Raw genomic sequence first — 14269 nt, 5'->3', positions numbered from 1 at the left:
CCTGGTCAAATTTGCTACGTTTTTTTCTGGCTTTTTCTAGCTATTTAGGTCAAATCCTCCCCTTTCCTGCATCCAACGACGAGCACCAAAATATTTGCAAGAGTAAGAGGCAACGGCAGCAGCTTTGGTGAGTGCCTTGGCAAAGGGTGATTCTCCTGCCTGTAGCTCAGGGAGTTCATTCAAAATGTAATGGCAAAAGGCTCCATGCATAATATCCCCAGCGCCAAGGGTATCTTTGGCATCGATCGCGGCGATCGGAATCTCCCCTTGAATTTCCCCATCTTGGCTACGACTGAAATATTGAATTGGCTCAGCCCCATTGGTAATGGCAATATGCGGAATCCCTAAATCCCTGAGATATCCGATCGCCTCAAGACTACTCTGGCAATTGGGGGGATAAAAATTTGCGGAACAGATGACATAATCGGCAAAGGGCAAGACCTGCTCAAAGCCTACTTTCCAGCTTCCCCCATCAATCACAACAGGAATACGGCGCGTTTGTGCAGACTTAGCAACTTCTAGACTCACAGCCATCTGATGCCCATCAATCAACACTATTTCCATCTCTGGTAGGATATCGGTCAGCACGTAGGTAGGCATGTCCTGGGCGCTTACCTGTTGCTTGACTGCATTGATCGAAACCAACGATCGCTCTCCCGTTCCATCGATCACATTTACCGAAGAGATGCTGGGGGGCGTAGTCAGGGTAGGGGCAAGATCGGCGATCGCCACATCATAGAGCTTTAAATCTTCTTTAATCAAATTGCTGATGGGATGAGAGCCAATTGCTGTCGCTAGGGTGGGGTAGTTGCCTAAATAGCTAAACGCCACTGCCGCATTGGTTGCAGGACCGCCAACCGAAACCATGTGATCTTTGGCAACGATTTTTTGATTGGCATCGGGAGGACGATCTACAAGATAAACCGTATCCAATGTCACCAATCCAATAAATAAACCCCACCTACTCATTGCCATTTAGCCTCTGTAAAGTGTAGTCCATAGCATCATAGGCGATGCCCCTGTAGATATATCAAGTTGAAATTGAATTACCAGACTTAGCGTCGTTATTTAGAAGAGCCATAAATTCCTCTCTATTGTTCGGTTTGAGTCACCGCAATTATCTTTTTCGCAAATTCACGATTATTCAGTAATAATTGGCTCAAACACACCTTAATTTGTTAGATTTATTTAAATCTGTAATGTATATGGCATTTAAGCACCCAACCTTTTCCTACTCTGGACTCCAGACAACAGGGTGTTTAAACATGTCTCAGAATTTAAATTTTTGTGTTATAGAAATCCGAGATACTTGTATACAAAAGCCTTGAAAAAGAGCAATCTAAATCTTTGGCGACGCTGAGAGTTTTTTGTATTTATGAATAATTCTTAGTGATTTCATGAATAGATTCTGTCATTTTTATAAGCGATTTCCATAAATCAATCCTAAAATCTGTAAACACAAAGTAAGATTAACTATCTATCCCTGACCAAACAGGAGTTTGCTAGGAGCGTCGTTGCCATGATTCAAGAGACACAGTCTCTTAAGAGTGATATTTCAGAGCGTGTGCAGGTAGGAATCTTGCACTCACTGAGCGGCGACATGGCAGTTCGGGAATCTCCCCTCAAAGATGCTGCGCTGATGGCGATCGCAGAGATTAACCAAGCAGGAGGGGTATTAGGAAAAATCATTGAGCCGAGGGTTGTAAATGGAGGCTCCTATACATCGCAGTTCACCTTTCAGGTAAAGAAACTACTTACAGAAACTCCTATCACGACAATATTTGGTGGCTGGACTTCTACAGAGCGTAAAGCAGTGCTGTCCATACTGGAAGAACATAACGCGCAGTTATGGTATCCACTGCATTATGAAGGGTTAGAATGCTCGCCCCATATCTTTTATACGGGTGTTTGCCCTAATCAACAGGTTCAGCCTGCGGTCAGTTGGTTGCTCCAAAATCAGGGTCTCCGCATCTATTTGCTTGGTTCCGATAGTGTCTACTCTCGTACGGTCAACAAAATTATCCAAGCACAACTCAAGCAGCAGGGTGCGACCTTACTAAAAAAGAGTCACGTTACTAAAGAAGATCTCGACTTTAGCGATCGCATTGAGCAAATCAAGCAGCTCCAACCAGATGCTGTGATTAGTACATTGTTGGCAGAAAATAGCCGTGAATTTTATCAGCAATATCACGAAGCTGGGATTACTGCCGAAATGATTCCGATCGTGTCATTTTGTCTGACCGAAATGGAACTGCAAACAATTCCCCCCGCAGCGATCGTCGGTCATTATGCTAGCTGGAACTATTTTCAGACTTTAGAGACTCCTCAAAACCAAGCATTTATTCAGAACTTTCAGGCAAGATATGGCGAAGATCGAGTCGTTAATGCGGCAGTTCAGTCAGCCTACGCCCAGATCTATCTATGGAAACAAGCCGTAGAAACTGCCCAGTCCTTTGATGTTTTGTCAGTACGTCAGGCTGCTTATGGGCAAACCTATCTTGCTCCTAGTGGAACCATACAAATAGTTCCCAATCAACACATTCGCTCCGATTGTCATATTGGGAAAGTTCGCTCCGATGGGCAATTCCAGATCGTACATACGGTAAATGCCATTCCACCCTTACCTTGGCTCGGCGTCGAAGAACTGAATTTCGGGGCTTCTACGGTTGTGATGGAGATGTTAGCCGAGACAACCCGAGGCATGCAGCTAAGCTGGCAACTTGAGAAAGAAGCGAATGAGTTAGAAGGAATGATCGACAGGCTCATTCATGGTGCCAAGGGAGAAGGCAGACATCAGCTTGCCCCTGAAATTACCCGTGCGGCAATGTCCAAGTTGATCAAAGCCCACGAGCGACTACAATTAGCCCAAGCTGAACTGCTTAAAGTAGAAGTAGAGCTAAAAGAAACCAACGAGGATTTAGAACGTCGGGTAGAAGAACGCACAGCGCAACTACAGCAGTTAATCACAGAGCTTCAGGCAGAAGCAGCCGATCGCTTGGAAGCAGAGCAGTTGTTACAAGAAAGCCAAAAGCAACTAGAGGCGATCGCAGCTAATGTGCCAGGTGTTGTCTATCGCGCAGTTTTACATGCGGATGGCAATGTCTCTATGCCCTACATCAGCCCTAGGACACAGGATATCTTTGGGTTAAGTTCTACGGAAGTAATGGAACACCTAGAATGGGTGTTTGATATGGCACATCCAGAAGATCGGGCGGCACTCAATGAAATAGTGATGCGCTCAGCCGAAGAATTGACACCTTTTGACCATGAATATCGCTCGTCTAGTCTATTTCCAAACATTAAGTGGGTGCGAATCTTCTCTCAACCTCACCGCACAGAAAATGGTGATGTCGTGTGGGATGGTGTGATTGTTGATATTACGCAACAAAAGCATAATGAGGAACTTCTACGGCAAGCGGAAGAGAAGTATCGAAGTATCTTTGAGAATGCGATCGAAGGAATTTTTCAAGCGAATTTTGATGGCTGTTACATTAGCGCCAACCCAGCCTTGGCAGAGATCTATGGCTATGATTCTCCTAGTGAGTTGCTCTCTTGTGCGATCGACCATCCCAGTTGTCTATTCGTAAGTGCAGATCGCTATCGGGACTTTGCCATCAAGATTAACGAACAAGGCTCTGTGACCGAATTTGAAGTAAGGGTCTATCGCAAAGATAAAAGTGTAATCTGGATTTCCATTAACGCGAGTCTCGTTAGGGATCCCAATGGTACCCCCCTTTATTATGAAGGTATTGTCCAAGATGTCACCGAACGAAAATGTGTCGAAAATGCCCTCAAAATCGAACAGGAAAAGTCAGAACGTCTGTTGCTCAATATCTTACCTCAGCAAATTGTGCAACAGCTAAAGCTTGGTTCTGGCTCGATCGCCACCCGTTTTGAAGAAGTTACGATTCTATTTGCGGATATTGTAGACTTTAGCGGTTTGGCAGCACGGGTTCCCGCCGCAGAACTAGTTAACTTGCTCAATCAAATCTTCTCAGCTTTCGATCTTTTAGCAGATAAATACGGTCTAGAAAAGATCAAAACCATTGGGGATGCCTACATGGTTGTGGGAGGATTGCCTACCCACCATCCCGATCACGCAGTATTGGTAGCTGAGATGGCGATCGCCATGCAACAGGAAATAGCACGTTTCCATCGAGATGATGGCACACCATTTCGACTGAGGATTGGGATTAATACAGGGCCTGTCGTTGCGGGTGTGATTGGCATTAAAAAATTTATCTATGACCTCTGGGGAGATGCGGTCAATATTGCCAGTCGTATGGAATCTCAGGGCTTAGCAGGTAGCATTCAGGTGACGGATTGCACCTATCGTATACTCTGCGATCGCTATGTATTCGAGCGACGTGGTGTAATTGCCATCAAAGGGAAAGGCGAAATGATTACCTACATGCTCAAGGGTAAGCAGCATACCTCTGACGAGAAATTTCTAGAACCCCCTACAGAAAAAACGATCCAATAATCAACGCTCTTTCTCACAAAAGACCTGCGATTGCGAAGGCATTTCTTGGGGGCACTCTTGTAAATATTCTGTGAAATTCAACGCCTAAAGCCTTGAAAGTGGTCTCAACATCCCCCGAGTGGTTAAGCTTATGGGGGGATGTTTCCAGCTTAACCTCAACATTATTGTGTTAATAGCGGGAAAAAAGTTTATACAAATAAAAAGTGTTGAGCATAGTTAGCTAAGACGATCGCGAGCGATCGCTTCCTCTGTCCAGTAGGGGACTAGTCCATCTCTAATCCGCTAATTCAGGGAGAAGTCAAGGATAATGTGCCGACGAAATGGGCTAAATCAATTACCCAAGCAATCTTAATTTTTAGTTCTTTTTGACTTGGCTTGTCATAGCAACTAATTCAACCATACGAATAAGGAGTAAATCATGCGTGAATCTGTAAGAGTATTAGAACCTGTAGGACTGATGGACAGCAATGGAAGCGCTCAGGTTCGTAGAGAGGTAGCTGATTTACTCGATGTTGGTGTAGAAGCACTTTTGATTGACTTTAAGAATATTACCTTTATAGACAGCTCGGGTCTTGGCACATTGGTTGCCATATTAGTACGCGCACGGTCAAAAAGAACGAACCTCTATCTCTGTTCGCTCAACGATCAAGCCAACATTCTGCTTGAACTAACAAAAATGGATAAGGTCTTCAATATCTTTCCCGATCGCGCCACCTTCGATCGCGAGATTGAAAATTCCAAATCGCTTGTGTAATCTTCAAAGAGAGCTGAGTGTTTGAAGTAAAGAGTTACAACTTCAACACTACAGCCCTCATCAAAACTTAACCCCATTAGTAGGTTTAATGCGAATTTGGGGTAAGCATTATGGGTGAAACATTCAGATACATTAAGCCAAGAACTCTCTAGGATCGGTGATATGACCCGTTAGAGCAGATGCTGCTGCTGTGTAGGGAGAAGCCAAGTAAATCTGTGCTTGTTTGTTACCCATGCGACCGGGGAAGTTGCGATTGGTTGTGGACACGCATACCTCAGGTTCGTTTAAACGTCCAAAGGTATCTTGAGGCCCACCCAAACAGGCAGCACAAGAGGGAGCCGCAGGTTCGATACAGCCCGCCTGTAGGAAGATTTCAGATAGCGTCATGCCGTCAATTTTATGGGCAAATAGATCTTCATAAACCTTTTGAGTAGCAGGCACGAGATAGGTGGGAACCTTAACCTGATGTCCTTTCAGCAACTTGGCAGCATTGATAAAGTCCGTAATCTTGCCACCCGTGCAGGAACCAATGTAAACGCGATCGCATTTGACATCTTTACATTCACTGACAAGGGCGCGGTTATCTGGCGAGTGGGGCTTTGCCACCACAGGTTCTAGCTTGGAAACATCGTAGTGCTTGACGTAATAATGCTGGGCATCGGGATCGGCGTAGAGGGGTTGGAAAGGCTTGTCTGTACGGGCTTTGACATAATCAAAGGTGGTTTGATCGGGTGCAATCACGCCATTTTTACCGCCTGCCTCGATCGCCATGTTGCAGAGGGTCATGCGTTCTTCCATGGTCATTTTGGCGATCGCCTCACCATCAATTTCCAAAGCTCGATAGTTGGCACCCGCAACACCAATATCGCCAATCACATGCAAAATTAAATCTTTCGCGAGTAAATAGGGTGGCAACTCCCCATCAAAGGTAAATTTCATCGTGGCAGGCACTTTGAGTAATAGCTTGCCCGTACCCATCACAAAAGCAGCATCTGTATTGCCGATACCTGTGGCAAATTCTCCAAATGCACCCGCATTACAGGTGTGAGAGTCGGTGCCAAATAGAACTTCCCCTGGGCGCGTGTGTCCTTCTTGGGCGAGGGCAACGTGACATACGCCCTTGTAATCTGGGTTGGCTTTGAAATTTGATAAATCGGTGATGTCGTAGAAATATTTAATTTGCTGTTCTTTGGCAAAGTCTCGCAAAATATCGACGTTGCGGTTGGCGCGAGCATCTGCCGTAAAAATATAGTGATCGGGAATCAACACGATCTTCTCTTTATCCCAAACCTTGGCATCGGCGCCAAATTCTTTTTTAAATACGCCAATTGTGCCGGGCCCGCAGACATCGTGGGTCATCAGCAGGTCTGCATTCACCCAAATATTTTCGCCGGGGCTAACTGTACTGCGTCCCGCCGCCTTTGCCAAAATCTTCTCGGTGAGTGTCATGCCCATAGTTGTGATGCCTTCTTCGATTATGTTGAAAATTACAGTAAAAATTACCTAGAAATTGTCGATCGCTGCTTAGAGATTAAGCATTTAAGAGATTCCCAGCAAACAAGTTACTCAATCCTATGTAGGAGCATTGCCCCCTCTCTGTAGAATCTAACCCCCACAAAGGGATTTTTCCTACAGGATATGGTACAGATTTTCTGGATTGCCTTCATTATAGAAAATATTTGAGGATCTCCGATGTAATCTCTGTTTCACCATTTGGATCGAGCCGCGCATTCTCTAAAGCAGGTGGTACTAGCGGGTCAGTCAGAAATTGCCAATCTCCCTCATAAAATTCGGCGGGCGAGATAATCAAATGGTGGGTGTAATCGCGTACTCCTGCAATCAGGGTCTCCGCTTCAATAAAGCCTTCGCGGGTAAGACAGACAATAGGGATGCCCACGCGACAAGCTTCAGACAGCGTGCCGTAGCCCGGTTTGGTAATTAGGCGATCGCAAACTCCCATCAAGTCCACTGGACGCAGCCCATTCCGACCAACGCGGGTTAAATTGGGCAGATCGGGGGCATTGAGGTCAAAGGTAATAAACTGCCACTCTGGAAAGTGGGCAAGATTGTCATAGGGAATTTGGCTGAGACTCAAGCCTCCAAACGTTAGCATTGCCGTCGGTCGATCGCGATCGAGTTGAAACTTCTCGCGCATTTCCTCAGGCGTATAGCGCGGCGATCCCCCCGTGAGTCCCACATCTTGAATGTGAGGAAATGATGACATGGGCTCGTGGAAGGGTAGGCGGAACAGGCGATCGCATTGGCTATACAGCCCAGACATCCAGTCAGCGATCGCCAGAAACTCACCATCTAGGTCGTGACTCCAATCGCGATAGATAAAATCCCAGCCGAAATTACCTGCCATCCAACAGGGCACACCTGCTGACTTGGCAAGCTGCGTCGCTAGCGGTGGCATATCGGCAAAAATCAGATCGACGGGGTTCGCTTCAAAAAATTCCCGCTCTGCTTCCAAAATTTCAGCCTGATGCTGCTGAATATATTGCAGTTTGCTCAGGGTGGTGTGTTTGTCAATGTGCAGACTGTCAGCTTGAATGACACCGATATCAAAGGTGCGATCGCGCAAAACAAAATCTCCCAAAATGTACTCCTCTAGGAGCCATTGGGGGGCACTGGTGGCGATAACGATCGCAATTTCAGGGTTTTGGCGCTGAATTTCCGCTAAAACGGCAGCGGTACGAGTAGCGTGTCCGAAACCATGATTGGTAATGGCAGCATATAACGTAGGCATAGATTCATATTTTAGCGGTGTTGTTGCCCCATTTTGAATATTACTTACTTTAAATTTTGGAGATTCTACGTCCATGTCACGCAAGGTGCGTGATTCTATTCCAACCACTTACTGAGGATGTAGCGATCTTGCTGTTTAAAGCCTTTTTTGATGTAAAACCTGTGCGCGATCGCATTCCGATGATCGACAAGCAAATGCATCACAGGCATATTCATGCTCTGGCAAAAATCCTCTAAAAACCGAAACACCTCTTTACCAATGCCCTTGCCGCGATGGGGCGATCTCAAAAACAACTCATCTACCATGGCATTGCGTCCGTGGGTTTCTAGGCTATAGGTGAAAATGAGCGCCACATAACCAGCCAGATGTTTCTGCGTTTCGCTATCCTCATCATAAATCAGCCAAATTCGTCCAAAGGTCTCATCGCTGAGCAACCCTAATACGGCATCGATCACGCCACGATCGAAATGCATATGCTCAAACCTATAAAACTCCTGCACCAATTCGATCAGGGGATCGATATCAATAAATTCAGCTAATTTAAACGTAATTGCCATAAGCTAGATTTCAAGCAAGCCAAAATCCAGTATATTCCTTATGTATGCTGAAGTTGGTTAGTCCTCCCGCGATCGAGTGAGTGAGTTTTCATGGAAAAAATCGGTAAACGTCCAACCGCACTAATTGCGATCGTAGCTTATAAGGCCTTTACGGCAACGTTATTGGCAGTGACATCGATCGCGATCTTCTCAGCTTATAAGAACTACGATGGTTTGCTAGATTTCGCCGAATCGATGACGCTTTCAGGCAAACGCGGCATGATTGTTTGGGGGTTAGAGAAGGTCGTCAATCTCAGCCCTAAAACATTAGAGTTCAGTGCGATCGGAGCGGCAATCTATGCCATCGTCACGGCGATCGAGGCGGTGGGCTTGTGGTACGAACAGTCTTGGGCAAGGTGGTTGGTGCTGATCGTAGTGGGCATTAGCATTCCTATTGAAATTTTTGAGTTGATTAAAGGGATTGCGATCGTCAAGCTCATTGTCTTTATCTTAAATGTGGGAATCTTTTGGTATCTGCTGCGCGAGTTTCCAAAACTCCATCACAAATCCTCATCCTAAATTTCTGAATTCGCAGTCTGTCGGGGCAATTCATGAATTACCCCAACGAATAATTTCTAAGATGGAATATCTCGGCAGATGCGATCGACGCGCTTCAGTAGACTGGGTATCCGATAGCTGCCATGCATTGTCCGGATTACTTCCTTGGCTTCGCTAATGGGTAGACCAATGGCTGTGACGAACAGTGGCTTTTCACTGTCACCTCTACAGACAGCATAGTCTGGCGAAATCCCGCGAAAGAGCGTTTTTGCCACGCCAACAATGGGAACTTCACCGCAAAGCGCATCATAAAGATACTTACCCAAGCCAGGCTTAGAAAATCCGTCCAAATACACAAACCCATCGATCGCAATGCATGCAGGCTTTAATTGATGGACTTCAAGCAGCTTTAAGATACAGGGTAGTTCTCGCTTGTAAAATTGCCCAGGTTCGTAATCTTCAATGCTGTCGATCGCACAAGTTAACTCCTGTGTAGGATCTCGATCGCTCCAGTTTTCAAAGAGAATGCCACCTACGGTTGCGCGATCGCCTTTGTAATGAACATCCACGGCTAATTTCATCATTTTATTCTCTTAGCTGATTATTCTTTGGGAGGAGATGGATGGGAATTGATGATTTGAGCGAGGTGCAGGAGTTGTACTTCAGAAAGGGTAGGATGAATCGGTAAGTAAAGCACATTCTCAATGAGTTGCTTCGCTTGGATGAATGCTTCACCAATCGCTCTTAAACTAGTTGTCCCTCTTGTCGTATCAAATCCCTCTGCACGAATTTTTGCCATCAGTAAAACTGGATCGTCAATCATGATGGGAACTAGCCAGTAGGAATATTGTACGGCTTTACTTCCTGGGTAAAAGATGCGATCGCCGAGCAGAGAGAGGCATTTACGAGCATAATGTTCGTGTTTGTCAAAGTGAGAGATGTCTAAATGCTTGAGCCGATTCTGTAAAAGCCTGAGCATTCGATTTGGCGGACGATATCGCAAGTAAGATAGAATATCGCCTTTAGAGAATCCTCACAACCATCTATTTGCCCTCTCTGGAGTGATTTTCGAGCTACTGAGATTCTAATTTTCCTACTGCGATCGCTAGGGAAGTAAGTCGCGATTTCTGGAGAAGAGACTCTGCGATCGCTAGGGAAGAGATTCCCGATCGCTAGAGGAAAGTTGCGATCGCTGGGGAAGTAAGTCGCGATCGGAGTTGATGAAATGAGCAAAGTTTAAAATGGCAGCAGATCGAGCCTATTGACTTGACTCTCTTGCCTAACTCCTACAATACGATGACCACCACATCTCATCAAACAACCTTCCACGCTCAACTTTACGAACAAGACTTCTCGCTTTGGTTAGAGAAAGCCGTGCAATTATTGCAGGAAGGCAATTTGGCAGCATTGGATGTTGAGAATTTGATCGAAGAAATTGAAAGCATGGGAAGAAGTGAAAGACAAGCCGTTAAAAGTAATTTGGAAATTATTTTGATGCACTTGTTGAAATATAAATATCAGCCAGAAAAGCGTTCAAACAGTTGGCGCTACAGATTGCTAGAGCATCGTCGCCGCTTAGATGAAGCCTTTAAAACGAGTCCCAGCCTAAAAAGATACTTCTTACAGGAGTTTGACAACTGCTATCTTGGCGCAAGAAAGCTAGCTAGCGCAGAAACAGGCATGGCGATCGCTATATTTCCTCTAGAGCATCCCTTTACAGTCGAGCAAGTTCTAGACGAAGATTACCTGCCTGAAACGTAGCAATCAAAACACAGATTAAGATCCCCGTCTTTTTGGTAAATTTGCGAATACCCTTTACTAGCTTAGAAAAAGTCGGGGATCTGTGCAGTAAGTTTGAGCTAATTATTGACGCTGGTTTCTGCTTTTAAGCCGTTAATAATCTCCTCTAACTGTTGACTGTCAGCGCGATAGACCTCAGCGCAAAAATGGCAGGTTGCCTCAGCCCCATTATCTTTGGCGATCATATCTTTGAGTTCGGCTTCGCCAAACATTTTGAGTGCGCCCAATACCCGCTCTAACGAGCAGGGACATTGAAACTTCACGGGTTGCGTAGCAGGAAAGATATGCAAATTTAGATCGCCGAGAATTTCAGACATAATTTGCTCTAGGGACTTACCTTGCTTGAGCAAACTGGTCAGCCCCTCAGAAGCCTCAACCCGCGCATCAATTTGCGCCATTAAATTCTCATCTCTAGCGGCTTTCGGTAAAATCTGGAGCAAAATTCCTGCGGAAACATTTACACCCTTACGGCTTGACGCATCCCCATTAGGCAGATCGCTATCTCCAATAAATTCGCCCACCATCAGCTTAGAAAAGGTTTGCTCAGAGGAAGCTAAATACCAAGCGACATCCTCGCCAATTTCACCTGAAACCAGTTCAACCGTGCTCGCGAAAGGGTCGCCATACCCAACATCTCGCATTACCCTGAGAAAACCTGTTTTCCCGATCGCTTCCTGTACATCGGGATCGCCATCAGCATTGAGCGGTAAATCAAAACTGGGGTTCGCGACAAAACCTCTGACCGTGCCGTCCATGCCAGCATCGGCAAACACCAAGCCCAAATTACCATCGCCTGCCACACGAATATTTACCCGCGAATGGGGACGCTTCATACTCGAAGCTAAGAGTAAACTGGCACTCATGGCACGACCGAGGGCGGCAGTAGCAACCGTTGACAGTTTGTGACGACGAGATGCCTCATTGGTCAGTTGGGTGGCAATTACGCCGACAACCCGCACGCCACCATCAGCGGCAGTGGCACGAATTAGTTGGTCAACCATGCGTTTCCTTAAAAGGGGTTTAAATGTTTATACTCTCCATGTTACGCAAATCCACCCACGATTTGATCTGTCTAAAGACAAGAGCATTTTCCAGAATGACGTGAATTCGGGTTGAGGATTTCAGAATAAAGCAAGCCGACTGACTGGAACCGAGAGGTTTGATCCCCCTGCCCCTACAAAAGGGGGACAAGTAAATTCTCCGCCACCCTCAAATCAGCACTCAAACACTTGCCATCCTTGAGTGGGGAATACCCTCATTTCTTGAGTACGAGATAATATAGCTCGCCGTCATATTTGATCAGTCCTGCCCGTTGTTTTGGTACTTCTCCAGTACCCATAAAAATATCGACCCGTCCTGCGCCCTTAATTGCGCCGCCGGTATCTTGATCGAGCACAAAGCGGTTGACAGGGCGAAATTCATAGGTATTGGTAACGGGGTTTAAAAAGGGGAGTGGCGTGCGAATCAGGGCGATCGCACCCGCAGGCATGATCGATTTATCAGTGGCGATCGATCGCTCCGCTGTTACAGGCAGGTTCAAGCTACCGATCGCAGGGCTACCATTGGTCTCGCGAAAAAACACAAAACTCTGATTGCGATTGAGATACCCGACCAATTCTTGCGGATGCTTCTGGAAATATGCCATTAAGGACTGCAAAGTGACATCCTCTAGGCGCATTTTGCCATCGCGCACGATCGCCGCCCCAACAGAGGTATAGGGACGATCGGTTTTTCCCGCAAAGCCTACGGTGATTAATGAACCATCGTTTAAAACCAGACGGGCTGAGCCTTGAACGTGGATCAGAAATGCCTGAAAGCGATCGCTGAGCCAAGCAATTTCCAATCCTGCTAAACGTTTGCTCCCTTCCAACATTTCTCGGGTGGGATGGGGGCGTTCCCAAGTGTTAAAATCAGGGGGCAAGCGATAGATGGGATATTGAAACTCGCCATTGCGGGTGCGACTGGCTTTATAGACGGCTTCGTAATAGCCAGTAAACTGCACGGTTCCTTTGCGATCGAGTCCAATCGATTTATGTAGGTCAAACTCCTGCAGCACGGCTTTTTGCAGTTCTACAGCGTTGGGCGAAGTTTGCACCAATTGCCGAAATCGGATGAGGCTGCGTTCCATGCGATCGCGGCTAATCTCACCGACAGGATAGCGATCGGCAGCACTGGGCGTGCGAATATATTGGATGCTATAGTCAATCGCTTTGAGAAGTTGGGTGCGATCGCAATCAAACAGATCGTCCACCAGGCGATCGCTGAGGGGATTGATAGCTTGTTTGGGTAAAGGCACGAGCACCTGAGCTAATTTTGGAATTTCTATATTCTCTTGTTTAGAATCTTGTTTAAAATCTTGCGAAGGAACTTGTGTGGCTGCAAGACTGGGTAGCCCTGCCAAGAGAATTCCCAAACTCAAACTGAAAATTTGTCCGTTGTACATAGATAGTTCTTGATTTAATGACCGATCGCAGGAGGAGGCGCAACTACGGATATGGATGCGGGTGGATCGTTGAGCGAAAGCATCAACTGGGGCGTCTGAATCTGGTGATCGTCCCGCGTAGGCGTGACTGCCGTTCCGATCGCAAAAAACTCAATCACATGGGAACTCCAAGCATATTGATGCTCTTGGATATTTGCCCCAATAATCCCCTCAGCTTGGAGTTGAGAGGCTTCATCCTGCATCCGTTCCATGGCGATTTCGCGGGCATCATAGAGAGCTTGCGTGAAGTTAGGCATTTCCACATTTCTACCAATCGTTCTAAACCACTGCCCCAGCCCCTGATAGGCGACATGATAGACGCAGTTGCCCATGACCAATCCCAAGGGACGATAGCCCGCTCGTAATAATGTCCAGAAGTCCTGTCCAGACAGGTCGCTCGTAAAGGGTTTGTTTTGGACGGTACGGTAAGATATGGCATGGTTGCGAGCCTTGACAGCCGTTCCGATCGCCACAAACTCTGCCATATTCGGTTCCCAAGTCATATGTTTGGCAGTCAGGCGCACGCCCACAATCCCGTCAGCACCGAGAGCCTCAGCTTCTTCTTGCATCCGCGTCATTGCCAACTCGCGGGCGTGATACATTGCCTGAGAGAGGGTAGTCATTTCCATATTTTGGTTGACTCCTGCCCACTGAAACCCAATGTGATACATGGAGCAGCCCACCACCAAACCCAAAGGCTCGAACCCAGCCTCTTTAACCAAGAGAAACTCATTCACAGAAAGATCGCTGGTAAACAAATTGCTCTGCTTGCCCCCCTGCTGCATTCTGGTCATTCGTTCTTGGGCGTGGGGTGGCAGATCGGAGGCGATCGCAGGACGTGGAGAATTGGGTGGTTGGTTTGTCATATCGATAATTTTTAAGAGAATCTTAAAGCTAGGCTTAACAA

14 protein-coding genes are annotated in these 14269 nt (G+C 46.4%); 4 read left to right on the top strand and 10 right to left on the bottom strand.

Features of this window, described 5'->3' with window-relative positions; translation table 11 throughout:
- Nucleotides 1-36: 36 nt before the first annotated feature.
- A complete protein-coding gene (locus tag V2H45_RS04615; protein ID WP_330482449.1) occupies nt 37-969 on the bottom strand; it encodes a sugar kinase in 933 nt (310 codons plus the stop codon).
- A 550-nt stretch (nt 970-1519) separates the two neighbouring features.
- On the opposite strand from V2H45_RS04615, the gene V2H45_RS04610 reads away from it, so the two are divergent.
- Complete coding sequence (locus V2H45_RS04610) at nt 1520-4483, top strand: transporter substrate-binding protein (protein ID WP_330482448.1); 2964 nt, start codon at nt 1520-1522, stop codon at nt 4481-4483.
- Between the two features lie 418 nt (nt 4484-4901).
- On the top strand, nt 4902-5237 hold the full coding sequence (locus V2H45_RS04605) for an STAS domain-containing protein (RefSeq protein ID WP_330482447.1): 336 nt from the start codon (nt 4902-4904) through the stop codon (nt 5235-5237).
- Between the two features lie 132 nt (nt 5238-5369).
- Here V2H45_RS04605 and V2H45_RS04600 read toward each other — a convergent pair whose 3' ends face one another.
- The 3 genes from V2H45_RS04600 to V2H45_RS04590 form a co-directional block, all read right to left on the bottom strand.
- Nucleotides 5370-6692 carry a 3-isopropylmalate dehydratase large subunit gene (locus tag V2H45_RS04600; protein WP_330482446.1) on the bottom strand — a complete coding sequence of 441 codons (1323 nt, stop codon included), beginning with the start codon at nt 6690-6692 and terminating at the stop codon, nt 5370-5372.
- 211 nt (nt 6693-6903) lie between these two features.
- Nucleotides 6904-8061, bottom strand: coding sequence for a glycosyltransferase family protein (locus V2H45_RS04595; RefSeq protein ID WP_330482445.1), 1158 nt, complete (start codon nt 8059-8061; stop codon nt 6904-6906).
- 20 nt (nt 8062-8081) lie between these two features.
- On the bottom strand, nt 8082-8543 hold the full coding sequence (locus V2H45_RS04590) for a GNAT family N-acetyltransferase (RefSeq protein WP_330482444.1): 462 nt from the start codon (nt 8541-8543) through the stop codon (nt 8082-8084).
- 90 nt (nt 8544-8633) lie between these two features.
- On the opposite strand from V2H45_RS04590, the gene V2H45_RS04585 reads away from it, so the two are divergent.
- Nucleotides 8634-9101, top strand: coding sequence for a DUF2127 domain-containing protein (locus tag V2H45_RS04585; protein ID WP_330482443.1), 468 nt, complete (start codon nt 8634-8636; stop codon nt 9099-9101).
- A 56-nt stretch (nt 9102-9157) separates the two neighbouring features.
- Here V2H45_RS04585 and V2H45_RS04580 read toward each other — a convergent pair whose 3' ends face one another.
- From V2H45_RS04580 to V2H45_RS04570, 3 genes are read right to left on the bottom strand one after another with little or no spacing between them, the layout of a single operon-like run.
- The gene (locus V2H45_RS04580) at nt 9158-9661 is read right to left on the bottom strand and encodes an endonuclease V (RefSeq protein WP_330482442.1); all 504 of its coding nucleotides are present in this window, start codon (nt 9659-9661) and stop codon (nt 9158-9160) included.
- A gap of 20 nt (nt 9662-9681) precedes the next feature.
- Nucleotides 9682-10059, bottom strand: a complete 378-nt coding sequence (locus tag V2H45_RS04575; RefSeq protein ID WP_330482441.1) for an aspartate aminotransferase family protein — start codon at nt 10057-10059, stop codon at nt 9682-9684.
- The gene (locus V2H45_RS04570; RefSeq protein ID WP_330482440.1) at nt 10023-10313 is read right to left on the bottom strand and encodes a hypothetical protein; all 291 of its coding nucleotides are present in this window, start codon (nt 10311-10313) and stop codon (nt 10023-10025) included. Before V2H45_RS04570 ends, V2H45_RS04575 begins: the two co-directional genes overlap by 37 nt.
- A 63-nt stretch (nt 10314-10376) precedes the next feature.
- On the opposite strand from V2H45_RS04570, the gene V2H45_RS04565 reads away from it, so the two are divergent.
- Nucleotides 10377-10841, top strand: a complete 465-nt coding sequence (locus V2H45_RS04565; protein WP_330482439.1) for a DUF29 domain-containing protein — start codon at nt 10377-10379, stop codon at nt 10839-10841.
- Between the two features lie 98 nt (nt 10842-10939).
- Here the strand turns inward: V2H45_RS04565 and hslO are convergent, their stop codons facing one another.
- The 3 genes from hslO to V2H45_RS04550 all read right to left on the bottom strand — a co-directional run bounded on the left by hslO (nt 10940) and on the right by V2H45_RS04550 (nt 14228).
- Nucleotides 10940-11881 carry an Hsp33 family molecular chaperone HslO gene (gene hslO / locus V2H45_RS04560; protein WP_330482438.1) on the bottom strand — a complete coding sequence of 314 codons (942 nt, stop codon included), beginning with the start codon at nt 11879-11881 and terminating at the stop codon, nt 10940-10942.
- Nucleotides 11882-12135: 254 nt separating this feature from the next.
- A complete protein-coding gene (mltA, locus tag V2H45_RS04555) occupies nt 12136-13323 on the bottom strand; it encodes a murein transglycosylase A (RefSeq protein WP_330482437.1) in 1188 nt (395 codons plus the stop codon).
- 14 nt (nt 13324-13337) lie between these two features.
- Nucleotides 13338-14228 (bottom strand): heavy metal-binding domain-containing protein, encoded by an 891-nt coding sequence (locus V2H45_RS04550; protein WP_330482436.1) that lies wholly within the window; start codon nt 14226-14228, stop codon nt 13338-13340.
- Nucleotides 14229-14269 lie beyond the last annotated feature (41 nt).

This window comes from Tumidithrix elongata BACA0141 (assembly GCF_036349135.1).
Taxonomy (GTDB): domain Bacteria; phylum Cyanobacteriota; class Cyanobacteriia; order Pseudanabaenales; family Pseudanabaenaceae; genus Tumidithrix; species Tumidithrix elongata.
The sequence above is the reverse complement of the archived record's forward strand: the minus strand, read 5'-3'. Positions and strand labels throughout refer to the sequence as shown.